The organism is Duganella hordei (assembly GCF_040369125.1).
In the GTDB taxonomy this organism is placed as follows: domain Bacteria; phylum Pseudomonadota; class Gammaproteobacteria; order Burkholderiales; family Burkholderiaceae_D; genus Rugamonas; species Rugamonas hordei.
This window is the reverse complement of record NZ_BPWI01000001.1, coordinates 747,453-772,878: the sequence shown is the minus strand read 5'-3', so window position 1 is coordinate 772,878 and position 25,426 is coordinate 747,453. Positions and strand designations below refer to the sequence as shown.

Annotated in this window: 18 protein-coding genes; 10 read left to right on the top strand and 8 right to left on the bottom strand. The window is 67.5% G+C overall.

Annotated elements, in window-relative coordinates; translation table 11 throughout:
- The first annotated feature begins 1 nt into the window (after position 1).
- Genes ABWW33_RS03265 through ABWW33_RS03235 form a run of 7 tightly spaced genes read left to right on the top strand, consistent with a single transcriptional unit; the run spans position 2 to position 10,371 of the window.
- Positions 2-1,249 (top strand): TIGR03087 family PEP-CTERM/XrtA system glycosyltransferase, encoded by a 1,248-nt coding sequence (locus ABWW33_RS03265; protein ID WP_353398802.1) that lies wholly within the window; start codon positions 2-4, stop codon positions 1,247-1,249.
- A complete protein-coding gene (gene xrtA, locus ABWW33_RS03260) occupies positions 1,246-2,835 on the top strand; it encodes an exosortase A (RefSeq protein ID WP_353398799.1) in 1,590 nt (529 codons plus the stop codon). The genes ABWW33_RS03265 and xrtA overlap by 4 nt, the downstream gene beginning before the upstream one ends.
- On the top strand, positions 2,819-4,000 hold the full coding sequence (locus ABWW33_RS03255) for a TIGR03088 family PEP-CTERM/XrtA system glycosyltransferase (protein WP_353398796.1): 1,182 nt from the start codon (positions 2,819-2,821) through the stop codon (positions 3,998-4,000). The genes xrtA and ABWW33_RS03255 overlap by 17 nt, the downstream gene beginning before the upstream one ends.
- Positions 4,001-4,010: 10 nt before the next feature.
- On the top strand, positions 4,011-5,936 hold the full coding sequence (locus tag ABWW33_RS03250; RefSeq protein ID WP_353398793.1) for an XrtA/PEP-CTERM system amidotransferase: 1,926 nt from the start codon (positions 4,011-4,013) through the stop codon (positions 5,934-5,936).
- A gap of 8 nt (positions 5,937-5,944) precedes the next feature.
- Positions 5,945-7,150 carry a TIGR04063 family PEP-CTERM/XrtA system glycosyltransferase gene (locus tag ABWW33_RS03245; RefSeq protein ID WP_353399249.1) on the top strand — a complete coding sequence of 402 codons (1,206 nt, stop codon included), beginning with the start codon at positions 5,945-5,947 and terminating at the stop codon, positions 7,148-7,150.
- Entirely contained in the window at positions 7,147-9,612 is a 2,466-nt protein-coding gene (locus ABWW33_RS03240) for a glycosyltransferase (RefSeq protein WP_353398790.1), read from the top strand. The genes ABWW33_RS03245 and ABWW33_RS03240 overlap by 4 nt, the downstream gene beginning before the upstream one ends.
- A 12-nt stretch (positions 9,613-9,624) precedes the next feature.
- Positions 9,625-10,371, top strand: coding sequence for a class I SAM-dependent methyltransferase (locus tag ABWW33_RS03235; RefSeq protein ID WP_176650843.1), 747 nt, complete (start codon positions 9,625-9,627; stop codon positions 10,369-10,371).
- Here ABWW33_RS03235 and ABWW33_RS03230 read toward each other — a convergent pair.
- Genes ABWW33_RS03230 through ABWW33_RS03210 form a run of 5 tightly spaced genes read right to left on the bottom strand, consistent with a single transcriptional unit; the run spans position 10,368 to position 17,648 of the window.
- Positions 10,368-11,555, bottom strand: coding sequence for a hypothetical protein (locus ABWW33_RS03230; protein WP_353398787.1), 1,188 nt, complete (start codon positions 11,553-11,555; stop codon positions 10,368-10,370). The genes ABWW33_RS03235 and ABWW33_RS03230 overlap by 4 nt on opposite strands.
- 2 nt (positions 11,556-11,557) lie before the next feature.
- Positions 11,558-13,051, bottom strand: a complete 1,494-nt coding sequence (locus ABWW33_RS03225; RefSeq protein ID WP_353398784.1) for an MBOAT family O-acyltransferase — start codon at positions 13,049-13,051, stop codon at positions 11,558-11,560.
- The gene (locus ABWW33_RS03220) at positions 13,041-14,099 is read right to left on the bottom strand and encodes a glycosyltransferase (RefSeq protein ID WP_353398781.1); all 1,059 of its coding nucleotides are present in this window, start codon (positions 14,097-14,099) and stop codon (positions 13,041-13,043) included. The genes ABWW33_RS03225 and ABWW33_RS03220 overlap by 11 nt, the downstream gene beginning before the upstream one ends.
- 10 nt (positions 14,100-14,109) lie before the next feature.
- Complete coding sequence (locus ABWW33_RS03215; RefSeq protein ID WP_353398779.1) at positions 14,110-15,561, bottom strand: lipopolysaccharide biosynthesis protein; 1,452 nt, start codon at positions 15,559-15,561, stop codon at positions 14,110-14,112.
- Positions 15,561-17,648, bottom strand: coding sequence for a glycosyltransferase (locus ABWW33_RS03210; RefSeq protein ID WP_353398776.1), 2,088 nt, complete (start codon positions 17,646-17,648; stop codon positions 15,561-15,563). The genes ABWW33_RS03215 and ABWW33_RS03210 overlap by 1 nt, the downstream gene beginning before the upstream one ends.
- Positions 17,649-17,748: 100 nt before the next feature.
- On the opposite strand from ABWW33_RS03210, the gene ABWW33_RS03205 reads away from it, so the two are divergent.
- Together ABWW33_RS03205 and ABWW33_RS03200 are read left to right on the top strand one after the other, a co-directional pair.
- A complete protein-coding gene (locus ABWW33_RS03205; protein ID WP_353398774.1) occupies positions 17,749-19,044 on the top strand; it encodes a putative O-glycosylation ligase, exosortase A system-associated in 1,296 nt (431 codons plus the stop codon).
- Positions 19,041-19,931 (top strand): polysaccharide deacetylase family protein, encoded by an 891-nt coding sequence (locus ABWW33_RS03200; RefSeq protein WP_353398771.1) that lies wholly within the window; start codon positions 19,041-19,043, stop codon positions 19,929-19,931. The genes ABWW33_RS03205 and ABWW33_RS03200 overlap by 4 nt, the downstream gene beginning before the upstream one ends.
- Here ABWW33_RS03200 and ABWW33_RS03195 read toward each other — a convergent pair.
- The 3 genes from ABWW33_RS03195 to ABWW33_RS03185 are packed head-to-tail and all read right to left on the bottom strand — an operon-like array spanning position 19,902 to position 24,561.
- On the bottom strand, positions 19,902-21,743 hold the full coding sequence (locus tag ABWW33_RS03195) for an asparagine synthetase B family protein (RefSeq protein WP_353398769.1): 1,842 nt from the start codon (positions 21,741-21,743) through the stop codon (positions 19,902-19,904). The genes ABWW33_RS03200 and ABWW33_RS03195 overlap by 30 nt on opposite strands.
- On the bottom strand, positions 21,740-22,981 hold the full coding sequence (locus ABWW33_RS03190; RefSeq protein ID WP_353399246.1) for a pyridoxal-dependent decarboxylase, exosortase A system-associated: 1,242 nt from the start codon (positions 22,979-22,981) through the stop codon (positions 21,740-21,742). Before ABWW33_RS03190 ends, ABWW33_RS03195 begins: the two co-directional genes overlap by 4 nt.
- Positions 22,981-24,561: an acyl-CoA ligase (AMP-forming), exosortase A system-associated gene (locus ABWW33_RS03185; RefSeq protein WP_353398766.1), complete on the bottom strand. Its 1,581-nt coding sequence runs from the start codon at positions 24,559-24,561 to the stop codon at positions 22,981-22,983. Before ABWW33_RS03185 ends, ABWW33_RS03190 begins: the two co-directional genes overlap by 1 nt.
- A gap of 155 nt (positions 24,562-24,716) precedes the next feature.
- On the opposite strand from ABWW33_RS03185, the gene ABWW33_RS03180 reads away from it, so the two are divergent.
- Complete coding sequence (locus ABWW33_RS03180; RefSeq protein WP_353398763.1) at positions 24,717-25,418, top strand: GNAT family N-acetyltransferase; 702 nt, start codon at positions 24,717-24,719, stop codon at positions 25,416-25,418.
- Positions 25,419-25,426: the final 8 nt, after the last annotated feature.

Genomic DNA, 25,426 nt, shown 5'->3' with positions numbered 1-25,426 from the left:
CATGCGCGACCTGCTGTTTTTGGCCCACCGCATCCCTTTTCCTCCGAACAAGGGCGACAAGATCCGCGCCTATCACACGCTGCGTTACCTGCGGCAGCACTTCCGCGTCCACCTCGGCTGCTTCGTCGACGACGCCGCCGACCTCGCGTACGTGGAAGGCCTGGCCGCCGAGTGCGCCAGCAGTTGCTTCATCCGCCTGCATCCGCGCAGGGCCCGGCTAGCCAGCCTGCCGGCGCTGTGGCGTGGCGAAGCGCTCAGCCTGCCTTATTACCGCCATGCCGGTCTGCAGCGCTGGGTCGGCCAGACGCTGTCGCAATACCGTATCGCCACGGCGATGGCGTTCTCCGGGCCGATGGCGCAGTATCTGCCGGTCCGCACCGCGCACGGGCCGCTGGCGCGGGTGCTGGACCTGGTCGATGTCGACTCCGAAAAATGGCAGAACTACGCGGACAAGCGGCAATGGCCGTTGTCGTCGCTGTACCGGCGCGAAGGCCGCTGCCTGCTGGAATTTGAACGCGCAATGGCGCGCGGCGCGGAACAGGTGCTGCTGGTGTCGCGCGCCGAGGCCGCGCTGTTCAGGCTGCGCGCGCCGGAGTCCGCCCACAAGACCGGCCACTTCAATAATGGCGTCGACAGCGTGTATTTCTCGCCGCAGCCGTCGTTGCCGGATCCGTACGGCGGCGCGCGGGCGCTGGTGTTCACCGGCGCCATGGACTACCCGCCTAATATAGAAGCGGCCAGCTGGATGGCCGAACGCATCATGCCCGCGCTGCGGTTGCAGTTTCCCTCGCTGCAATTCCATATCGTCGGCTCGCGCCCGACCGCGGCGGTGCAGGCGCTGGCGAAGCGGCCCGGCATACACGTCAGCGGCACCGTGCCGGACGTGCGGCCCTACCTGCAGCACGCGGCGCTGGCCGTGGCGCCGCTGCAGATCGCGCGCGGCGTGCAGAACAAGATACTGGAAGCCATGGCGATGGAACGCACCGTGGTCGCCACGCCGCAGGCACTGGAAGGCATTTCGGCTAAGCCGGGAAGCGAAGTCATCAGCGCCTCCGGCGAAGGCGAATTCATCCGGCACATCAGCCGGCAACTGCTGTCGCCCGACGAGCTGGGCGTGGCCGCGCGGCGGCGCGTGCTGCTGGATTATCAATGGGAGCGCAATCTGCAACGGCTGGGCGCGGTGCTGGGCGTGGAGATGCCATCGCCCTCGCCATCCCCGGCGTCCTCCCCGGCGGAGTCGGCACCATGAGCGTCGCCACGACATTGCTGCCGGCGGCTGAACCGGAGCAGACGGAGCCGGCTCAACAGCCGCTGCCGCCACCTTCGGCCACGCGCTGGCGCTACGGCCTGCTGATCGCCGCGCTGTGTGCACTGTTGGGCATGTATCTGCCGACGGCGGCCGCCATGGCCGAGATCTGGTGGCGTTCGCAAACCTTTGCCCACGGTTTTCTGATACTGCCGGTGTGCCTGTGGCTGGTCTGGCGCCAGCGCGACCAGCTGGCCGCCGTCCCCTGTCGGCCGTCGCCGCCGATGCTGCTGGTGCTGGCGGCGTTGGGCGCCACGTGGATGCTGGCCGCCGTCGCCAACGTGCAGGTGCTGCAGCAATATATGCTGGTGTCGATGCTTGCCGTGACGGTCGCCGCCGTGCTGGGCTGGCGCTATGCCGCCGCGATCGCTTTTCCGCTAGCCTATCTGCTGCTGGCGGTGCCGTTCGGCGAGGTCTTCATTCCACCGCTGATCGAATTCACCACCCGCTTCACGGTGGGCGCGCTGCAAATGGTGGGCATACCCGTTTTCCAGGAAAACAATTATCTGGCTCTGCCCAGCGGCAACTGGTCGGTGGTCGAGGCCTGCAGCGGCCTGCGCTACCTGATCGCCTCGGTCGCGCTGGGCACGCTGTATGCCTACCTGACCTACCGCAGCCCGGTGCGGCGCGCGGCATTCATGGTGGTCGCCGTGGTGTTGCCGGTGCTGGCCAACGGCGTGCGCGCCTTCACCATCGTGCTGGTCGGCCACCTCAGCAACATGACGCTGGCGGTCGGCATCGACCACCTGATCTACGGCTGGGTGTTTTTCGGCCTGGTGTCGATGCTGATGTTCTGGACCGGCGCCCGCTGGCGCGAAGCCGCGCTGCCGCCGCCTGCCGAGTCGCCCGCGGCGACGGCGCCCTCGGCCACGCCGGCCGCCTTCGCCGCGATGGCGCTGGCGGCAGTGCTGGTGGCCGCCGTCTGGCCGCCGCTGGCCGGCACCGCCTTGCAAGCGGCGCCACCGGACCATGCACCGGAGGCCCGCTTGTCGCTGCTGCCGCCGCCTCCGCCGTGGCGCACCGCCGACATGGCGCCCAACGACTGGCATGTGCTGCACCGCGGCCAGCCGCAGCGCTGGCAGGCCAACTACCTCAATGGCGCCAGCAAGGTATCGCTGCAGCTGACCTGGTATCGCCACCAGTCCAAGGGCGATGAATTGCTGGCCCGCGTGTGGAACGCGCTGCCGCTTGACGGCCCCCAATGGAAGGAACTCGCCAGCGAACCGCGCACGGTGCGCGTCGGCAGCCGCAGCTTCACGGTGGAGCAAACCATCGTCCAGGCCGGTGCTGTCAAGCTGCTGGTGTGGCGCTGGTATCGCCAGGCCGGCGTCGACACCGACAGCCCCTTGCTGCTCAAGCTCTTGCTGGCGCGCAGCAAGCTGCTGGGCGGTGCCGACGGCGCCGCCGAAATCGCCCTCGCAGCCGGCTACGACGAACAGCCGGCCCAGGCCGCCGCAGCCATGCACAACCTGCTGACAGCCATGCTGCCCGCGATCGACCAGGGACTCGACCATGTCGCCGGCCGCTGACACCGAAAATCCACCTGTTGCGCCACTGATCGTCCACCTGATCCACAGGCTGGACGTGGGCGGCCTGGAAAACGGCCTGATCAACCTGATCAACAACCTGCCACCCGACCGCTACCGCCACGCCATCGTCTGCCTGCAGGATTACACCGACTACCATCTGCGCATCCGGCGGCCGGGCGTAGAAATCATCAGCATCAACAAGCGCGACGGCAAGGACTGGGGCCATTACCTGCGCCTGTTCCAGACCCTGAAGCGCTTGCGGCCGCTGCTGGTACATACCCGCAACCTGTCCGGCATCGAGGGCCAGTTGCTGGCGGCGGCGGCCGGCGTGCGGCTGCGCGTGCACGGCGAGCATGGACGCGACATGAACGACCTGCACGGCCTGAGCCGCAAATACCGTTTGCTGCGCAAGCTGCTGCGCCCGCTGATCGGCCACTTCATCGCCGTCAGCAAGGACCTGGAAGCATGGCTGATCGGCACCATCGGCGCCCGGCCGCAGCGCGTGACCCATATCTGCAACGGCGTCGACAGCCTGCAGTTCCATCCGCGCCTGGGCCCGCCGGCCGCCATCGGCCCGCCGGGCTTCCTGTGCGAGGACGCCTTCGTCATCGGCAGCGTGGGCCGCATGGTCGAGGTCAAGGATCACCTGTCGCTGGTGCAGGCCTTCGTACTGCTGATCGCCCGGCACGCGCTGCCACGCGACCAGCTGCGGCTGCTGATCGTCGGCGACGGCCCGTGCAGACAAGCCTGCCTGGATCTGCTGCGCCAGGCCGGCATGAGCGAGCTGGCCTGGCTGCCGGGCGCGCGCGACGATATCCCGCAAATGCTGCGCGCCATGGACGTGTTCGTGCTGCCGTCGCTGGCCGAGGGCATGTCCAACACCATCCTGGAAGCGATGGCCACCGGCTTGCCGGTGGTCGCCACCGAGGTCGGCGGTAATTCCGACCTGGTCCATGGCGGCTGGACCGGCTCGCTGGTGCCGCCGCAATCGCCGGAGCTGCTGGCCGACGCCATTCTCGACTATTTCCATATGCCGGCCCTCGCCGCCAGCCACGGCCAGCGCGGCCGACGCCGTGTGCTGGCCGAATACAGCCTGGTGGCGATGGCCGATGCTTATCTTGCCGTCTACGACGCCCTCGCCGCTCCACCGCCACCTGATCGATGAAAGGACAGCCATGTGCGCCATCGCCGGAATTTATGACCTCCTCCGCCACCCGGATATCGACGCCAGCCTGCTGCTGGCGATGACCGACAGCCAGACCCATCGCGGCCCCGACCAGGGCGGCACGCACCTCGAAGCCGGCATCGGCCTGGGCCACCGGCGCTTGTCCATCATCGACCTGGGCGGCGGCCAGCAGCCGCTGTTCAACGAAGACCACAGCGTGGTGGTGGTCTACAACGGCGAGATCTACAACTTCCAGGCGCTGGCGCGCGAGCTGCAGCAGTTCGGCCACATCTTCCGCACCCACAGCGACACCGAGGTCATCGTGCACGCATGGGAACAATGGGGCGAGCGCTGCGTCGAGCACTTCCGCGGCATGTTTGCCTTCGCGCTGTGGGACCGCCGGCAGCAGGCGCTGTTCCTCGCGCGCGACCGGCTCGGCGTCAAGCCGCTGCACTACGCGCTGCTGGACGACGGGCAACTGCTGTTCGCCTCCGAGATGAAGGCGCTGCTGCTGCATCCGGGGCTGCGCCGCGAGCTCGACCCGCTGGCCGTGGAAGAGTATTTCGCCTACGGCTACATCCCCGAGCCGCGCACCATTTTCCGCCAGATCCGCAAGCTGGAACCCGGCCACACGCTGCTGCTGCGCAAGGGCGCCACGCTGGCCGCACCGCGCCGCTACTGGGACATTCCCTTCGCCGTGCGGCAGCCGGTCAGCGAGGAACAAGCCGCCGACGAGATGCTGGAGCGCCTGCGCGAAGCGGTGCGCATCCGGCTGGTGGCCGAGGTGCCGCTGGGCGCCTTCCTCTCCGGCGGCGTCGACTCCAGCGCCGTCGTGGCGATGATGGCGCGCGAGTCGGCCGAGCCGGTCAACACCTGCTCGATCTCCTTCGGCGACCCGCAATACGATGAAACGCCGTACGCCAACATGGTGGCCGAGCGCTACCGCACCCGCCACCACAGCCAGCGCGTGGAGCAGCACGAGATCAGCCTGGTCGACCGCCTGGCCGGCCTGTACGACGAGCCGTATGCCGACAGCTCGGCCTTGCCGACCTACCGCGTGTGCGGACTGGCGCGCCAGCGGGTGACGGTGGCCTTGTCCGGCGACGGCGGCGACGAGAACCTGGCCGGCTACCGCCGCTATCGCTACCACGTGCACGAAGAGCGCTTGCGCAGCATGCTGCCGCTGGGCGTGCGCAAGCCGCTGTTCGGCACGCTGGGACGGCTCTATCCCAAGGCCGACTGGGCGCCGCGTCCGCTGCGCGCCAAAACCACCTTCGAAGGGCTGGCGCGCGATTCGGTGGCGGCCTATTTCCACGGCATCTCGCTGATGAGCGACACCATGCGCGGCGCGCTGTTCAGCCCGGAACTGAAGCGGCAGCTGGGCGGCTACCAGGCGGTCGAGGTGCTGCGCCGCCACGCCGCCAACTGCCCCAGCGACCATCCGCTGTCGCGCGTGCAGTACCTGGACCTGAAGACCTACCTGCCCGGCGACATCCTGACCAAGGTCGACCGCGCCAGCATGGCCCACGGCCTGGAGGTGCGTGTGCCGCTGCTCGATCATCAACTGGTCGAATGGATGTCCAGCCTGCCGCCGACGCTCAAGCTGCGCGGCGGCGTCGGCAAATACCTGTTCAAGCGCGGCCTCGAGCAATTGCTGCCGCGCGAACTGCTGTACCGCAACAAGATGGGCTTCTCGGTGCCGCTGGCCGAATGGTTCCGCGGTCCGCTGCGGGCGCATCTGGAGCGCAGCCTCGGCAGCCCGGTGCTGGCCGACTGCGGCATGTTCAACCTCGGCTACGTGCGCGAGCTGGTGGCGCAACACCTGTCCGGCCGGCGCGATCACAGCGCTGCGCTGTGGTCGTTGTTGATGTTCGAATCGTTCCTGCGCCAATTGCCCGCCGCGGCGCCGCGCAACCTGATCAGGCAGGCCGCATGAAACAGCCATTGCACGTACTGCACATCCTCGACCACTCGCTGCCGCTGCACAGCGGCTACACCTTCCGCACGCTGGCGATCCTGCGCCAGCAGCGCGCGCTGGGCTGGCGCACCACTCACCTGACCAGCGCCAAGCAAGGCGACGCGGCGGCGCAGGAAGTCGATGGCTGGCACTTCCTGCGCACGCCGCCGCTGCGGGCCTGGTGGACGGCGCTGCCGGTGCTGGGCCAGCTGGGCGTGGTCATCGGACTGTACCGGCGCCTGCTGCAAGTTGCGGCGACGACCAAGCCGCATATCCTGCACGCCCACTCGCCGGCGCTGAACGCCCTGGCCGCGTTGCGGGTCGGCCGCAAGCTGGGCATCCCGGTAGTCTACGAAATCCGCGCATTCTGGGAAGACGCCGCCGTCGACCACGGCACCAGCCGTGCCGGCGGCCTGCGCTACCGCATCTCGCGCGCGCTGGAAAGCCACGTGCTGCGCCGCGCCGACGCCGTCACCACCATCTGCGAAGGCTTGCGCACCGACATCGTCGCGCGCGGCATCGCGGCGGCCAAGGTCACCGTTATTCCGAATTCTGTCGACGGCGTGCTATTTCCGCAGGCCCGCCCACCGGACGGAGCGTTGGCCCGTTCGCTGGGTCTGGGCGGCGGTCCGGTGCTGGGTTTTCTCGGCTCGTTCTATGCCTACGAGGGCTTGGCGTTGCTGATCGGCGCCATGCCGCGTATGCTGGCCGTGTTGCCGGGACTGCAACTGCTGCTGGTCGGCGGCGGCCCGCAGGACCTGGCGCTGCGCACGCTGGTGGCCAAGCTGGGCCTGCACGGCAAGGTCATCTTCAGCGGCCGCGTGGCGCACGACAAGGTCGCCGATTATTATGGGTTGACCGACATCCTGGTCTATCCGCGCCTGCCGATGCGGCTCACCGAACTGGTCACACCGCTCAAGCCGCTGGAAGCGATGGCGCAGGGGCTGCTGGTCGTGGCCTCCGATGTCGGCGGCCACCGGGAACTGGTCCAGCACGGCAAGACCGGCATCCTGTTCAAGGCCGGCGACGCCGAAGCGTTGGCGGAACAAGTGATACAGCTGGTGCGCCAGGCCGATACCTGGCCCTTGCTGCGCCGGCAAGCGCGCGCCTACGTCGAGAGCGAGCGCAACTGGGCCGCCAGCGTCGCGCGCTACGGCCCGATCTACCAGCGCCTCACGGCGCAAGCATCATGAGCCGTCCGCCTTGCAATGACAGCAGCACCGTCGCCATGGCCGGGCTGCGCATCGCGCTGATCGGCCCGCTGCCGCCGCCGGCCGGCGGCATGGCCAACCAGACGGTCCAGCTGCACGCCCTGCTGCGCGCGGCCGGCGCCGAGGTCGAGCTGGTGCGCGTCAATCCACCGTGGGCGCCGCACTGGGTTGCCGGCATCCGCGGCCTGCGCGCCGCACTGCGCCTGCCGCCCTACCTGTGGCGGCTTTGGCAAGCCGCCGGACAGGCGCAACTGCTGCACGTGATGGCCAATTCCGGCTGGTCGTGGCATCTGTACGCGGCGCCGGCGATCTGGATCGGCCGTCTGCGTGGCAAAGGCGTGGTGGTCAACTATCGCGGCGGCGAGGCCGAGGCCTTCCTGGCCCGCAGTGCCGGCCTGGTCGGCTTCAGCATCCGCCGCGCGCACGCGGTCGTCGTGCCGTCGGCCTTCCTGTCCGGCGTGTTCGGGCGGCACGACATGGCCACGCAAATCGTGCCCAACATCGTCGACCTGCAGCGTTTTGGGCCGGCCCGAAATATGCCGGGGCGGGGTGAAATCCTGATCGCCCGTCATCTGGAAGTGCTGTACGACCATGCCACGGCGCTGCGCGCCTTCGCGCTGGTGCGGCGCGAACTGCCGCGAGCCCGGCTGACCATTTGCGGCGAAGGCCCCGAGCTTGAACGCTTGAAACAGCTGTCGCGGGAACTGCGGCTGGACGACGCCGTGCACTTCGCCGGCAAGACCGGCCACGCCGCGATGGCCGGGATCTACCGGCGCAGCGACCTGATGCTCAATCCCAGCCTGGCCGACAACATGCCCAATTCCGTGCTGGAAGCCTGGGCCAGCGGCGTGCCGGTGGTCAGCACCAATGTCGGCGGCATTCCGCATCTGATCAGCGACCAGGTCACCGGCCTGCTGGTGCCGCCCGGCGACCATGCCGCCATGGCGCAGGCGATGCTGACCGTGCTGCGCGACCGGGAGCTGGCCAAAGCACTATCGTCGGCCGGCCTCGACGAAGCCCGCCGCTACACATGGAACAATGTCGCGCCTTTGCTGATGGCGCAATACCGCCGCGTGCTGAAGCGTCCGCCGGCCTTCGGCTACACGGCGCTGGTGTCCTCGCTGCTGTTTCCCGTGCACGAGCTGCTCAAGCGGCACCGCAGCGTCGCCCTGCGGCGGCGCATGGAGCACACCCAGTGGTGGCCGCAGGCGCAATTGCAGGAATTGCAGCTGCAGCGCCTGCGCGCCCTGCTGCTGCATGCCTCCGAGCACGTGCCGTATTTCCGCCAGCTGTATGCACGCATCGATTTCGACGCCAGCCAGGTCAGGGACTTGAGCGCGCTGCGCCGCCTGCCCATCCTGAACAAGGCCGACATCAACGGCGGCCGCGACGACTTCATCGCCGACAACGCCGGTCCGCTGCAGCGCTTCAACACGGGCGGCTCCAGCGGCGAGCCACTGATCTTCTACCAGGGCAAGGAGCGCGTCAGCCATGACGTCGCCGCCAAGTGGCGCGCCACGCGCTGGTGGGGCGTCGACATCGGCGATCCCGAAGCCCTGATGTGGGGCTCGCCGATCGAGCTCAACGCGCAGGACCGCTGGCGCAGCCGCCGCGACCGGCTGCTGCGCAGCCTGCTGTTGCCGGCGTTCGATCTGTCCGCCGCGCGGCTGGACGACTATCTGGACAAGTTGCGGCGCCAGCGTCCGGCCATGCTGTTCGGCTATCCGTCTGCCATGTGCGTGCTGGTGCGGCACGCGCAGACGCGCGGCGTCAAGCTGGACGGACTGGGCGTCAAAGTCGTGTTCGTCACCGCCGAGCGCCTGTACGACGAGCAGCGCAGCCTGCTGGAGAATGCGTTCGCCGCGCCGGTCGCCAACGGCTACGGCGGCCGCGACGCCGGTTTTCTCGCCCACGAGTGTCCGGAAGGCGGGCTGCACATCACGGCCGAAGACGTGATCATTGAAATCGTCGATGCGCAAGGCGCGTCGGTGGCGCCGGGCGACAGCGGCGCCATCGTCGTCACCCACCTGGCCAGCGCGGATTTCCCGTTCATCCGCTACGCCACCGGCGACGTGGGCGCGCTTGACACCCGCCAGTGCCCATGCGGACGCGGCCTGCCCTTGCTGAAACGGGTCGAGGGCCGGGTCACCGATTTCGTCGTCGCGCTCGACGGCACCGTCATGCACGGCCTGGCGCTGATCTACGTGCTGCGCGACCTGCCGCAGGTACGCGCCTTCAAGATCATCCAGGAAAGCCTGGAGCTCACCCGCGTGCTGCTGGTGAGCGTGGACGGTTTGCCGCAGGCCGTGCACCTGAGCATCGTCAGTCAGTTCCGCGCGCGCCTGGGCGCGACGGTAAGCATATCGATCGAGGAAGTAGCGGAGATTCCGGCGGAAGCGTCCGGAAAACATCGTTATGTCGTCAGTAAAATCGCCGCCAAATAAAGAGATACCAACATGCCTATACTTGCCTATGCCGTCGTGACTTTGTTGCTGGCGATCACGCTCTACACGCTGCACAAGCTGCGGCGCGTGCACATCCTGCTGCACGATTTCCGCGACCAAAGCCGCAACGACCAGGTCGGCATGTTCCGGCAACTGGAGGCGCTGCAAGGCCTGTACATCGAGCTGGACATGAAGAAAAGCCTGCCGCCGACGCGCGGCTGGGCGGCGTCGCCGGACTTCCTGCTGGAAGTGGCGCGCCAGGCGCGCACCATGCCCGGCGCAACCGTGGTTGAATGCAGCAGCGGCACGTCGACGCTGGTGCTGGCCCGGTGCATGCAGCTGAACGGCGCCGGCAAGGTCTACAGCCTGGAGCACGACGCTCATTTCGCCGCGCAAACCCGCGCCCAGTTGCGCCGGCTCGGCCTGCAGGAATGGGCGCAGGTGGTCGACGCGCCCTTGCAGCCTTACAATCTGGATGGGCAGTCGTGGCCCTGGTATGACCTGTCCGGATTGCCTACCCAGCTGAATATCGACCTGCTGGTCATCGACGGCCCGCCGCTGGCCACGCGCACGCTGGCGCGCTATCCGGCCGGCCCCTTGCTGTTCCCGAAGCTGAACGCCGGCGCCGCCGTCTACCTGGACGACTCGGCGCGTCGCGATGAACAGTCGATTTTGCGGCGGTGGCAAGAAGAATTCCCAGCGCTGGCGCAATCGGCCAGCAGCTGCGAGAAAGGCTGCGCGGTGCTGCGCAAATCTTAATGTTCGGCCACGATCGCCCGCACCATCCGGGTTTCTTCCGGATGGTGCAGCTGGTAGCGGTCGCGTCCCGTGTGTCCCTGCGCGAGGTGGGCGGCGATGGTGGCTGGCGTCAGCTCCACGCCAAAGTCGTCCGGCACGCCGGCGCCGTCGCCGAACATGCGGCTCAATATCATCTGGCCGACATTCTTGCGGTAGTGCGATGGTTCCCAGTAATACACCATGTCCGGCCTGCTGCTAACCTGCGGTATCGACTCCGTGGTCACGCTGTTGAACCCTGAAAAATCATAAATTCTTACGTCGCAGCCGCGCGCGCGGTGCCGGGCGCCGAGATCGGCCAGTTGCGTCTGCCAATTTTCCAGTTCCGGCCACTTGCCGGCCCAATACAAGGCGTCGCTGGTCATCGCATGGGTGGGGTTGACGTACAGCCGCACGCTGGTCCCTCCACGGCATAGCCCGGCCACGCTGTCGTCAAGCGCCCGCATGGCCTCGGCCGTCGGGCCGGTGCCGCGGATGTATTCCCGCACGCGCGGCACGATGGCGGTCTTGGTCCCGCCCCAGCCATCGATACGTTCGCGCATGCAGACGTCGTCGCGCTGGCCTTGCAGGGCCAGGCTGGAGCGGCAATTGCCGCTGAACGTGCCCTTCAGCAGGCGGATCGAATCGGCCGTCATGTCCAGCGTGACCGCCCGCTTGATATTGAGCAAGACGCGCCGCCACAGATACAGCGGCCCCTTGGCCACCAGCTCGCGGTCGAAGTCGGTATTGCCGATCTCCATCGAGAACGACGGCGCGTCGATGCCCCACGCCACGGCTTTCAAGTTGCCCACGGTCGCCGCATGGCGCACCATCGCCATGGCGTCGCTGAGGGAGGCGCCGGACAGGGCGCCGTTGAACACCTCTTGTCCGGCAAAGGCGGCGATCCCGGTCGGCAGGCCCAGCTCGGTGCGGGAATTGCCGACATAGACGATCGCGGGCTTGAATCGCGCCAGCGCATAAGTCTTGCCCCAGGCGCTGAGCCGCTCCCGGCCCGGCTGCATGCGCTGCAGCTCCGGCGTGTTCCATTGATGGATCAGATAGGGATCCAGTTGATAGTTGAGCGCCGCCACCGTGCCGATCACCGCCGCGCTGCAGGCGACCAGGATCGTCACGTAGCTACGCCATTCCGCGTTCGAGTGTGTGCTCATGATCAGAATTGAAAGTATAGGAATTCGCTGACCCGGTTCATGCTGAACACGCAGCCCAGGAACAGCAACGAGAACGCCAGGCTCCACGCCATGCGCGGACGCCAAGCCCACAGCAGGCTGCCCTTGCGATGAAAGATCTGTTCGACGCAGGGCGCGTAATGGCGGAAAATTTCTTGCGTATTCGGCGCGACGAACGCCAGCAACATCGCCAGCAGCAATACCGGAATGCCGGCGCCGCTGAAATCGATCCAGCGTATGCCGGTGAAACTGGCGTGCGCCGGCAGATACGCCGCGTAGGCGGCCAGGCCGTGCGGCAAGGCCAGCCCATTGGCACCCACCATGCCGCTCAGGACGCCGCCGGCCGTTTCCAGGTCGGGCGCGCGGAACACCACCCACGCGGCCAGCACCGCCAGGAAGGTCAGTGCCCTGCCCCACAGGCGCGGCGCCCGCTGGCCGACGAGTGCGGTCCAGCCCTGGTGCGCGACCAGATACAGGCCGTGCAAGCCGCCCCAGACGACGAACGACCAGCCGGCGCCGTGCCACAGGCCGCCCAGCAGCATGGTCAGCATCAGGTTGCGGACGCGGCGCGCGGCGCCATGGCGGTTGCCGCCCAGCGGCACGTATAAATAGTCGCGCAGGAAACGCGACAGCGTCATGTGCCAGCGCCGCCAGAACTCGGCGATGTTGGCCGCCTGGTACGGCGAATTGAAGTTCAGCGGCAGCTTCACGCCGAACAGCCGCGACAGGCCGATCGCCATGTCGGAATAGCCGGAAAAATCGAAATATAGCTGGAACGCATAGGCCAGCGCGCCTATCCACGCCTCCACCAGCTGCGGATGCGCGCCCGCCGCGAACACCGGCGCGACCAGCGTCGACAGCGGATCGGCCAACAGCACCTTCTTGGCCAGCCCCATGACGAAAATCGACAGGCCGACGGCAAAGTCTGCCGCATGCAGGCCGGGACGCTGCTCGAATTGCGGCATCATCTCCTTGTGGTGCAACACCGGCCCCGCGATCAGGTGCGGGAAATAGCTGACGAACAAAGTGTAATGCCAAAACCTGTATTCGCCGGCCAGGCCGCGATAGCAATCGACCAGGAATGCGATCTGCGTGAAGGTGAAGAAGGATATGCCGATCGGCAGCACCACCGCCCAGCCATGCAGATGCGTGTGCGCCAGCGCGTTGACGCTGTCGAGGAAGAAATTGGCGTACTTGTAGTAGCCCAGCAGCAGCAGGTTGGCCGTCAGAGCAAGCACCAGCCAGCGCTTGCGGTTGGCGGGCGTCGCCGCGACGATGCGCCGCGCCGCCAGGTAATTGAAGACGATGGACGCCATCAGCAAGGGCAGATAGCGCACGTCCCAATAGCCGTAGAAGAACAGCGAGGCCAGCGCCAGCCAGCCGGTCGCCCAGCGCGGCCGCCAGCGCGCCAACACCGCATACCCGGCCAGCACCAGCGGCAGGTACAGGAACAGGAAGCTGAAGGAATTAAACAACACGGCAAGCCTCCTGCTGTTGCACCTCGGTGTAGCAGGCGACGATCTGCTCGGCCACCCGTTGCCAGCTGTAGCGCTCGACCAGCGCCCGCACGGCTGCGCGCTCGGGCGGACGCTCGGCCAGCTGCGTCAGCGCCAGCCGCATGCCGGCGCTGTCCTTCCAGTGCAGCTGCTTCAGTGCAAAAGCGCTGTCGGGCAGGCTGAGCGCGCTTTCGTCGGTCATGACGACCGGCGTGCCGGCCGCCAGCGCCTCCAGCACCGACAGCGGAAACACCTCGCCCTGGCTGGGCAGCGCCAGTGCCGAGGCGGCGGCATAGGCGCTGGCCAGCAGCGGATCGGCATGGTCCAGCTGTCCCAGCCAGCGCACGCGCGGCGTCGCCAGCAGCTGCTGCAGATAGCCCTGGTGCTGGCGCTGGGCTCGCCCTATCAGCACCACCGGCAAGCCGGTGCCGGCCAGGGCCTGCAGCAGTCCCAGCTGATTCTTGTACGGGGAAATCGCCCCGACCATCAGCACGAAGGGGCCGCTCAGGCCGGTATGCTGGCGAAACTTGTCCGGCTGGGCGTCGAAGAAATGCGGGCTGATGCCATTTGGCAGCACGCGTACCTTTTCCCTCGGTGTATGGAATGCGCGGACGATGGCGTCCCGCTCGGCCGCGCCCAGCGCGATCACCAGCTGCGACAGCTGCAGCGCGCGCTTGATCTGCGCGTAGCTGGTTTGCACGTTCCAGCCGGTGATCCTGCCGGCCAGGCGATCGGCCAGGCGCGCACGCATGCCGTCCAGCCGGCTCCAGCCGGGAGACAGCACGGCCGACAGGACCAGCGGCACGCCCAGCTCCGCCGCCAGCTCCACCAGCCGGTGGTTGCCGTTGATGGCGGAGAACACATGGATCAGATCGAACTGATCCAGCCGCTGCCGGTTCGGATCGACCAGTTCCACCCGCAAGCCGGGCACGGACAGCCGCTGCAACGCCGCGATGGTCGAACTTACCTGTATCTGCAAGCCGCCCTCGCGCTGGAACAGCATCGGATAGGAGAGGATGCCCACGCGCATAAATGATCCTTTACGGTAGTTTGCCGAGCAAGGCCAGCGCCTTGCGCCCGGCCAATGTGCATTCGGCGGCCAGCTCGTGTTGGAAGAACAGGATCGCCGCCAGCCACGGCAGCAAGGCGCACAGCGCCGCGGCCAGTAGTTGCGGCAACGGATGCGTCAATGAAAACGGCTGCCAGGCCATCAAGCCCAGCGGCCCCGCCAGGCTGACGGCGGCGACCAGCGCGCTGCGGCGCACCGCGCCCAGCAATGCCGGCAACTGCAGACCGGTCAGCCGGCGCAGCGTCAGCCAGGTCCAGCCGCTGCGGAAGACGGCACCGACCACCACCGCGAACGCCACCCATTTCAAACCGAAAGGTGCCGCCAGCAGCACAGCCACCACGCGCACCGGCACCGACAAGGCGTCCAGCCTGGCTTGCGCGCCGACCTCGCCCATCGCCACGAACAGGTAGCGCGACATGCTGAACATGCTATACAAGGCGCTCGAGACGCAGATGATGCGTATCAAGGGCACGCAGGCATCCCACTGGTCGCCGTACAGCACACGCACCACGGCCGGCGCCATGATCGCGACGAAGCCGAAAAACGGCCAGGCCAGCGCGGTCACGTAGCTGATGGTGGTCAGGTAGGCTTGCCGCAAGTCCTGGCCGGAGCGCGCCTGCGCTGAAAACAGCGGGAAGATCACCGGCGAGATCGCGCTGGTCACCAACTGGTTGAAGACATTGATCACACCCTGCGCCTTGCCGAAAATGCCGACTTCCGCCACGCCGATCATCTTGCCGACGATCAGGTCCGGCGCAGCCACGCCCAGCTCGTCGGCAACGCTGCCGGCGGTGGTGATCGAGCCGAACGACAGGATGCGCCCCATGCCGCGCCGCGCCGGCAGCCAGGGCAAGCCCTGCGGCCGGCAGCAGACGCTGGCCAGCAGCGAGGCCGCGGTTCCCGCCACCGCGCCCCACACCAGGCTCAGATAGCTGTAGCCGGCCAGCGCCATGCCCACCGAGCACGCCAGCTGGGCCAAAGTGCTGCACGTGTTGATCGTGAAAATCGACGAGAAGCGCATCTGCCGTCGCAGATAAGGCAAGGCCACGGAACTGAACGGTATCAGCAGGAAGTTGATCGACAGCAGTTGCAACACCGTGCTCAGGCGCGGGTCGTGGTAGAACCGCGCCGCCACGCCGCTGCCGCCGAGGATCACAGCGGCCAGCAGCCAGGCAACGAAGATGCTGGTGCCGAGCGCGGCGCGCAGCTTGTCCTCGGTCAGGTTCTTCTCCTGGATCACGTAGGGGCCGACGCCGAAATCGCGCACCGCCTGCGCCAGGCCCGCCAGCACGGCGCCGACCGAGTAGACGCCGATCTCGGCCGGCGTCAGCAGGCGCGCCAGTATCATCGTGCCGACCGTATTAAGCAGCAGCAGCGTGTATTTCTCTGCAAACGAGACGGCGAAGGATAGACGGGCGCGCATCAGATCAGACCATCGTAAAACGCGTGCACCAGCTTGCCGACCACGGCGGTGCTGTAGCGCTCCACCGCCTCCGACCTGCCCTGCCGCCCCAGCCTCGCGCGGCGCTCCGGGTCGGCCAGCAGCCGGGCGATGATGGCCGCCGCCACCGGCACGTCGTCCGCCGGCACCAGCAGGCCGCCGCCGCTGTCGCGCAGGATGTCTGCGCTGCCGGGCACGTCCGTGGCAACCACCGGCACGCCGCAGGCCATGGCCTCGATGGTGGCGATGCCGAAACCCTCGTTGCGGCTCATCAGGACATGCAGGTCCAGCGCCGGCAGCAAGGTTTCAACCGCCGGCACAAAGCCGGTGAACACCACGTAAGGCGCCACGCCCGCCAGCCTGGCCTGTTCGCGTAACATCGTTTCCAGCGGCCCGCTGCCGGCCATCAGCAGATATAGATGCGCATATTGGCGACGCAGCAGGATGAACAGTTCCAGCAGCAGCGCCGGCCGTTTTTGAACCGACAGGCGCCCGACCGCGCCGATCACCAGCGCGTCCGGCGGCAGGCCCAGGCGCTGCCTGGCCGCGTCGCGCAGCCCGGCCGACGGCTGGAACCGCTCGGTGTCGACCGAGTTCGGTATCACCGCCAGCCGCGCGGATTCCGGCAGGTAGGGCCGATAGATCGCCATGAAATGCGCCAGCGCCGACGGCGACACCGCGTACACGCCGCGCACGGCGGCAAAGGCCTGGCGCAGCAGCGGCTGGTGCCAGGCGCTGATGTCGGCCGGCGGGAAGGCGTTGTGCACGCTGAGCACCGCCGGCAGCCGGCAATGCCGGGCCAGCCACAGCACCGACGCGCCGTAATTGGTCCAGCACAGGGCCACGTGCACCAGGTCCGCCCGGAACGCCTTCAACCGGTGCGCCGCCCACAGCCGTGAGCGCAGCAGGTTCCAGCGACGCCATTGCCACTGCTCGAAGAACGCGGGCGGGTCGAATTCCGCCAGCGGGATCTGCTCGCCGGCCAGTTGCGCGGTCCAGGCGTCGAAGCCGACAAAACGCCGCAGCGCCAGGCTGCCGCTCACGCCGGCCGATCGCAGATAGCGCACTTCCTGCGCCATGCGCAGCTCCATGCCGCCCAACTCGCCGGAATAGCTGGTCATCAGGACGTGCTTGCCGGGCCGGCGCCGGCCCAGCCGCGATTCGAAAAAGTAGCCGCGCAGATAGGCCAGCTCCCAGCGGTGCTGGAACAGCCGGTCGGCATCGCCCAGCACACGGGAGCGCAGGTATCCGGCGCACTCCTTCAGGTAACGCAGCTGCATCCAGCGCGGCACGCCCAGCCATTCGGGGAAGGTGCCCGGACTGTCCTGGCGATACTTGCCGCGGCCGAAACGCCACGCCTTTTCCAGCACATACTCGATGCTCAGCTGATGCGCGCGGATATGATGGGCAACGCGGGCCGACTTGCAAAACCACGAACGGTAGCCGGCCTGGCCCAGCCTGCGGGTCAGCTCGGTTTCGCTGCCCATCGCATAGGCGCCGCCGTTGGGGCCGATCGACGTGTCGTAGCGGTAGCCGGCTTCGAACACCGAGCGCCGGATCGCCATATTGGCGCCCCACACGAGGCCGGGGAATACCGGACCGTCGGGCAACGCGGCCGATGTCAAGCCATAGGTCAGGCCGGTCGGCACCAGGCGCGGCAGCCACTCCGGCGGCGGTTCCGCCCAGTCCGGCTCGATGGCACCGCCGAACACCGCGTACTCCGGATGAGCGTCGGCGCAATCCTGCCACTGCACCAGCCAATCGGACGCCGGCGTCGCGTCGTCGTCGCTGAACACGAACAGCTCGTCGGCCGCCGGCCCGGCTTCGCGCAGCAGATATTCCAGCGCCAGGTTCAGTGCCGCATTCTTGCCGGCGATCGGCGTGTGCAGCAGGCGCAGCGGCAAGCACTCCGCATACGAGCTGACCAGCGCGGCGCTGCCGTCGTTGCTGCCGTTGTCCACCACCAGCACGCGCCAGCCGCCGGCGGGTGCCTGCAGGCGGCAATAAGCATCCAACACTTTCGGCAATGTCGAAGCGCCATTGCAGGTGGCCATGAGAACGGTCAACAAGGGCGCATCTCCTGTGTCCTATGATTGCAGCTGGTCAAAAATCCAGTGTAATGACAGGCTCAGATAGTTCGTTGAGCCACATCAACGAGTGCCCTCAACCATGCGCGACATCCTGATTACCCTGATTGTTTTCTCCAGCCTCCCGTTCATCTTGCGCAATCCCGTCAACGGCGTCCTCATGTGGGTGTGGATCAGCGTGATGAATCCGCACACGCAAGGCTGGGGTTTCGCCACCACCTTCCCGTTCGCCTTCATCATCGCGGTGGCAACGCTGTTCAGTTTTGCCATCTCGCGCATGCCGAAGACGTTGCCGGTGTCGGGCATCACCTTTGCCCTGATCGGGCTGATTTTGTGGATGAATGTGACCACGCTGTTCGCCATGTTCCCGGTGTCGGCCTACCCGCAGTGGGGCAAGGTGATGAAGATCATGCTGATGAGCGTGGTGACCATGATGGTGATCCGCAGCCGCGAGGACATCCAGCGCTTCATGTGGGTGCTGACGCTGTCGCTCGGCTACTACGGCGTCAAGGGCGGCATCTTCACCATCCGCAGCGGCGGCGTCGACCGCGTGTGGGGGCCGGAGAGCACCTTCATCGCCGACAACAACGCCATCGCACTGGCGCTGATCATGACCATACCGCTGATGCGCTATCTGCAGCAGCGCAGCACCCAGCGCTGGGTGCGCCACGGCATGACCGCCATGATGTTGCTCAGCGCGCTGGCCGCGCTGGGCTCGTATTCGCGCGGCGCGCTGCTGGCCATCGGCGCCATGGTGATGTTCATGTGGATGAAGGGCCGGCACAAGATGCTGGGCGGACTGCTGATCGCGCTGCTGACGCCGCTGGCCTTCCTGTTCATGCCGGATCGCTGGAGCGAGCGCATGGACAGCATCAATACCTACCAGGCCGACGAATCCGCGCTGGGCCGTATCAATGCCTGGCATATGGCGTGGAACCTGGCCAAGGACCGCTTCTTCGGCGGCGGCTTCGAGATCGCCGAGCCCCTGACCTTCTTCCTGTACGCGCCGAATCCTGCCGATATCCACGCCGCCCACAGCATCTATTTCCAGGCGCTGGGCGAGCACGGCTTTGTCGGACTCGGGCTGTACCTGCTGCTGCTGGCCGCGACCTGGCGTTCGGCGTCGTGGATCATCCGCCACGCCCGCCAACAGCCCGACCTGGAGTGGGCCGAGCAGCTGGCGACGATGATACAGGCCAGCTTTATCGGCTTCGCCGTCGGCGGCGCCTTCCTCAGCCTGCTGTATTTCGATGTGCCCTACTATTTGATGGCCGCCATCGTCGCCACCCGGCTGCTGGTGGCGCAGCAGCAAGCGACCGCCGCGCCCGCGCGCATGCCGGCCCTGGCGGCGCGGAGCGCCACGGCGGAGGCGTCATGAACCGGAGGTTGTCGATCCTGATCTACCACCGCGTGCTGGCGCAGCCCGATCCCCTGCTGCCCGAGCTGCCCGACGTGCGGCTGTTCGACCGCCACATGGCGCTGGTCAGGCGCTGCTTCAACGTGCTGCCGCTGAGCGCGGCTGTGCGCCAGCTGCGGCAAGGGAACCTGCCGCCGCGCGCGGCCTGCATCACCTTCGACGACGGTTACGCCGACAACGCGGAATGCGCCCTGCCGGTATTGCAGCGCCACAAGCTGAGCGCCACCTTCTTCATCGCCAGCGACTACCTCGACGGCGGCCAGATGTGGAACGACGACGTGATCGCCTGCGTGCGCCACGCGCCGCCGGGCATGCTGGACATGTCGGCCCTGGGCTGCGGCCTGCTGCCGGTGCACACCATGCAGCAAAGGCAGCAGGCCATGGAGCGCCTGCTGGCGGCGCTGAAATACCTGCCGTACGCGCAACGCTTGTCATTGTCGAGGCAGATCGCGCCGCCGCGCGGCGGGCAGTTGATGATGCGCAGCGACCAGGTCCGCCAGTTGCTGGCGGCCGGCATGGAGATCGGCGCCCACACCAGTTCCCACCCCATCCTGTGCCGCCTGCCGGACGCCGAGGCCGCCGCCGATATCGCCGCAGGGAAAGACAAACTGGAGGCCATCACCCAGTCGCCCGTCACGCTGTTCGCCTATCCGAACGGCAAGCCCGACGCCGACTACGACCGGCGCCACGTCGCCATGATCGGCAGGCTGGGCTTCACCGCCGCCGTCACCACGGCGCCCGGCGCCGCCCATGCCGGCAGCGATCCGCTGCAACTGCCGCGCTACACGCCGTGGGAACAGGACCGCGCGCGCTTCCTGCTACGGCTGTGGGCGAACCGGCGGGCCTGAGCGGGCCAGCCATTGCTCCAGCATCATCAGCACCCACACCATGGTGCCGTGATAGGCGGGATGCTCGCTGACCAGGGTCCGCATCAGGCGGTCGATGAAGTCCGCGCGGACGATGCGGCGCCGCTTCAAATCGTTGAGGCTGTCGAACACCAGGCCGCGCAGGCCGGCATCCTGCTGCAGCCAATGGCCGAACGGCAGGCCGAAGCCGTGTTTCTTCTTGCGCAGGATGGCCGGCGGCAGATAGCCGCGCAGCGCGCGCTTGAAGAAATACCGCAACCGCGTGCCGTTCAGCTTGTCGCGCGGCGACAGGCGCGACGAAAACGCCAGCATGTCGTCGCTAAGGAATGGAAACGCCACATCGACACCGCCCAGCTCGCACGCCAGGCTGACCTTGCGCAGGTCGTTGTCGGCCAGCGTGTAGCGCAGGTCCAGCGTCTGCATGCGGTTGATCTGGCTCAGTCCCCGGCCCTTCCAGTAGCAGTCGTTCAACTGGCCGATCGGTCCGTCCTGGTCCACCGAAGCCAGGAAGCCGGGATCGAGGACGTCGCCGGCGCCGTAGCGCCGCAACAGATTGTAGGTCTCCAGCCGCGCCGGCATCGGCACCACGGCCTGCTCGACGTAGCTGCGGGCCTTGCGCAGCAAGCCCAGGTTGACCTTGCCGGCCAGTCCGAACAGCAAGGGCTCCAGCGCGACTTGCCGCAGCGCCGACGGCACCCGTTCATAGCGAGACAGCACGGCCTGGTGGGCGTAGCGCTCGTTGCCGCCGAACAGCTCGTCGCCGCCGTCGCCGCCCAGCAGCCTGCTGACACCATCGATGCGCGCCATGTTGGCGCAATAGTACGCGGGCACGGCGGAGGAATTGCCGAACGGCTGATCCGACGCCGCCGCGATGCGCGGAATGGCGGCCGTCACGTCGCTCGCCGTCACGTAAAGCTCGTGGTGATCGGCGCCGAAGTGGCGCGCGGCGATGCGGGCGTATTCCATCTCGTCATAGCCGGCGACGTCGAAGCCTATCGAGTAGGTGCGCGGCGCGCTGCCGCTGACGTTGGCCAGCATGCCCGCCAGCGTCGAGCTGTCGGTGCCGCCGCTGAGGAAGGCGCCGGTGCTGGCGGTGCCGACCGCCTGCCGCACCGAACTTTCCAGCGTGGACAGGAATTGCTGCCGCAGTTCGGCAAATGGCAGCTGGCTGTCCTCGTGGTAAGCCATCTTCCAGTATTCGCCGCAGTGCAGCTTGCCTTGCCGGTAGTCCAGGTATTCGCCCGGCAGTAGCCGCCGCTGGCCGCGATAGATGCTGCGCGGCGCCGGGATCGTGTGGAAGTACAGGTAGTTGTAGATGGCCTGCGGATCCAGCGCGCTCACCGCCAGCGGATGCGCCTGCAACGCCGCAGCCGACGAGGCAAACAGCAAACCCTGCGTCACCTGCTGGTAATGCATGGTGTGCACGCCGCTGCGGTCGATGGCCAGCAATACCTGCCCGGATTGCTCGTCCATCAGGCACACCGCGAACGCGCCGGACAGCGCGGCGCACGCCTGCGCGCCCTGCCGGCGCCACAGCACGCCGAAGCGCTCGGCCAGATTGTCGGCGTTGCCGTTCAGCGTGGGCCGGCCCCAGATCGCCACCAGCAGGCTGCCCTCGCGGTGCAGGCTGGCGCTGTCGGCCGCGGCCGCGACGGCCACGCCGCAACGTTCGGCCGCCTCGATGCGCAGCGGGCTGGAATCAAAGCGCGACAATGGATCCGCCATGCCCACCAGCAGTTGCCGGGCCGGCTCGGCGCCCTCCGATATCGATATATATCCGCACAAGCCGCTCATACCAGCACCTCCAGCGGCGCCGGATGGCCGAGGAACGCGGTCGGGCTGGCCGTCAAACCGTAGGCGCCGGACTGGAAGATGACGATCAGGTCGCCGACGTCGGCACTCGGCAGCTCCATGCGGTCGGCCAGCAAGTCCAGCGGCGTGCACAGCGGGCCGACGATGCTGACCGTCTCGCGCGGGCCGCCCTGCACGCGGTTGCCGATCGCCACCGGATAGTTCTTGCGGATCACCTGGCCAAAATTGCCGGACGCGGCCAGATGGTGATGCAGGCCGCCGTCGGTGATCAGGAAGGTCTGGCCGTGCGAGCGCTTGCGTTCCAGCACCCGGCACACATAGATGCCGCTCTCGGCCACGAGATAGCGCCCCAGCTCCAGTATCGGCTGGGTTTGAGGCGACGCCTGGCGCAGCAGCTGCAGCGCGCTGTCGAGGCCGTCCGCCACCGCCGCCAAGTCCAACGCCCGTTCGCCGGGGAAATACGGCACGCCGAAACCACCGCCTATATTCAGCATCCGCATCGGCGCATGCGCATGTTCGGCCAGGCGGATGGCGAGTTGCACGGACAAGCGCTGCGCCTCGCAGATCGCCGCCGCCGACAAGTTCTGCGCGCCGCAAAACAGATGGAAGCCGTGAAAATCCAGCCCAAGCTGCTCCAGCCGCCGCAGCATCGCCGGCACGCGCGCGGCATCGACGCCGAACTGGCGGGCGCCGCCGCCCATTTTCATGCCCGCATGTTTCAGCTCGAAGTCCGGGTTGACGCGCACCGCCACGCGCGGCGTCATGCCGAGTTCGGTGCCGATGCGCGCGGCCCGCTCCATTTCCATCTCGGATTCCAGGTGCAGCAACACGCCGGCCGCCACCGCGCAGCGCTGCTCGGCGTCGCGCTTGCCCGGCCCGGCAAAGCTGATGCGCTCGGGCGCCATGCCGGCATCCAGCGCCACCTTCATCTCGCCGCTGGAGGCCACGTCGAAGCCGTCGACCAGCGCCGCCATCATCTGCACCAGCGCCGGCATCGGATTGGCTTTCACCGCGTAATGCAGATGCACGTCCGGTGGCAGCGTGCGCCGCAGCAGTTCCACGCGCGACACGATGTGGCTGCGTTCGTAAGCGTAGAACGGCGTGCATCCGACCCGCTCCGCCAGCCGCGTCAGCTCGACGCCGCCGATCTGCAGGCAGTCTTCCAGCAGCGGGAACTGGGTTTGCGCCGCGTGGCGCGGCAATTCGGCGACGGCCGCCATCACGACGCGCACCGTGCTTCAGCCATCTGATCGGCCAGCAGCTTGCGGTCTATCTTGCCGTTCGGATTGCGCGGCAGCGGCAAGTCGCGGATTTCGATCGCCGTCGGCATCATGTAGGCCGGCAAACCCAGGCGGCAAGCGGCCATCAGCGCCTCGCCATCGATCGCGCCATCGGGCGGCGGGGCGACGATCAGCGTGATCGATTGTCCCAGTGTCGCATGCGCCACGCCGATCGCGGCAGCCTCCGCCACCAGGCCGGTGGCATACACCACCTCCTCCACCTCGGTCGGGCTGACGCGGTAGCCGGAAGTCTTGATCATCTCGTCGGTGCGGCCGATGAAATACAGATAGCCTTCCTCGTCGCTGCGCACCGTGTCGCCGGACCACACCGCCAGCTCGGCGACCGGCAGCCCTCCCAGCCGGTCCGGCAGCGGGCGGAAGCGTTCGGCGGTGCGCTGGACGTCGTTCCAGTAGCCCATCGCCACCAGCGCGCCGCGGTGCACCAGCTCGCCCGGCTCGTTGGGCGCGCAGGGCGTGCCGTCCGGGCGCAGCACCAGTATTTCCGCGTTGGGGATGGCCTTGCCGATCGAATCAGGACGCAGGTCCAGCTGCTCCGGCGCCAGATAGGTCGAACGAAACGCCTCGGTCAGGCCGTACATCAGGTAGACCTGCGTGTGCGGCAGCGCCTTGCGCAGCGCCGCCAGCGTGTGACGCTGCATGGCGCCGCCGGAATTGGTGATGTAGCGCAGGCGCTGGGCGTGGCGCCAGTTCAGTTCCGCCAGCTGCATCCACAGCGGCGGCACCGCCGCCAGCCCGGTGATGCGCTCGTGATGCACCGCATCCAGCACGTCGCGCAGCAGCAGGTGGTTCAGCAGCACGGCGCAGGCGCCGACGGCAAACGCGGTGGTCAGCTGACTCAGGCCGTAGTCAAAACTCAGCGGCAGCACGCACAGGATGCGGTCTTCCGGATTGTTGCCCAGATAGCTGGAAACGCTCAGGGCTCCCGCCACCAGGTTGCGGTGCGACAGCACCACGCCCTTCGGCTTGCCGGTGCTGCCGGACGTGTACAGGATGGCGGCCACGTCGCTGTCGATGCACGGATGCGGCGGCGCTGCCTGCGCCGAGCGCATGCACTCGCGCCAGGACAACATCTGCACGCCGTCCAGCGCGGGCAGCGTCTCCATCGATCCGATGACGATCACCTTGCGCAGCGCCGGGCAGCCCGCCAGGTCGGCTGCCAGCAGGTTCAGCCGCTCACGCGTGGTGACCAGGATACGCACGCCGCAATCGGCCAGGATGTGGGCGACCTGGGCCGGCTTCAGCACCGGATTGACCGGCACGAACACCGCGCCCGCGGCGGCCGCGCCGAACATCGCCGCCACCGCCTCCTCGCGCTTCTCGGTGAACACCGCCAGCCGCTCGCCGCGGCCCAGACCGTTGTTGAGCCAGGCCCACGCCGCCGTTTCGATCATGTGCGCCAGCGCGTTGTAGTTCAGGCCGACGCCCTGGTAGCTCAGGGCCTGCCGCTCCGGCACGCGTTGCGCCGACTGGAAAATAAATTGGTGAATTAACTGCGTCATGGAGGATCCCTTGGAAAGACTGCCCTCTATGATTGAGATAAATCGCCCGGCCGTTCTTGATGTTGGTCAAGCAGGGCCGCTGCTTGTGCTGGCTCAAACCCGCGTCGCCGCCGCCGGGGTCTAATTTCACTTCCGCTCACTTTTACATCTCCACGATGACTAATGGCTTGCGTCATACCTACGCCCAACTAGGCTGGCTGAATGCCATGCTGTACTGGCTCGGCCACGCGTTGGCGGCGGTCAGCGCCGGCCGCTGCGGACTGTATCGCTACCATTTCGTCGCCCAGTACATCGGCGACACGCCGCTGTGCGCGGAGCGCGGCCTCGATATCGACATCCGCGAGCAGCGCGCCGGCGAAACCTTGCCGGACGACTATCCGCGCCCCGCTTCCGTGGTGTGGCAACGCTATGCGCAAGGCGCGCAGAGCCTGGCCGCCTGGCGCAAGGGCCGGCTGGCCGGCTTCCTGTGGCTGGTGTTCGACGCCTATCAGGAAGACGAGGTCCGCGCGCAATACCGGCTCGCCTCCTCGCGCGCGGCCTGGGATTTCGACGTCTGGGTACGGCCGGAAGAACGCCTCGGCTGGGTGTTTCCACGTCTGTGGGAAGCGGCGCGGCTGCGGCTGCGCCAGCGCGGCGTGCGCTGGAGTTGCAGCCGCATCTCAGCTTTCAATCCCGCTTCGCTGCGCGCCCACGCGCAAATCGGCGTGGTCCGGCTCGGCGGCGCGGTCTTCCTGCGCTGCGGGCAATGGCAATGGATGTTCTCCAGTCTGGAGCCGCGCTTTCATTTTTCCCGCCACCCTTCCACTTTTCCACAACTGATGTTCGACACCAGCACGCTGGCCGACGTCGCCCCATAGGAGTCACC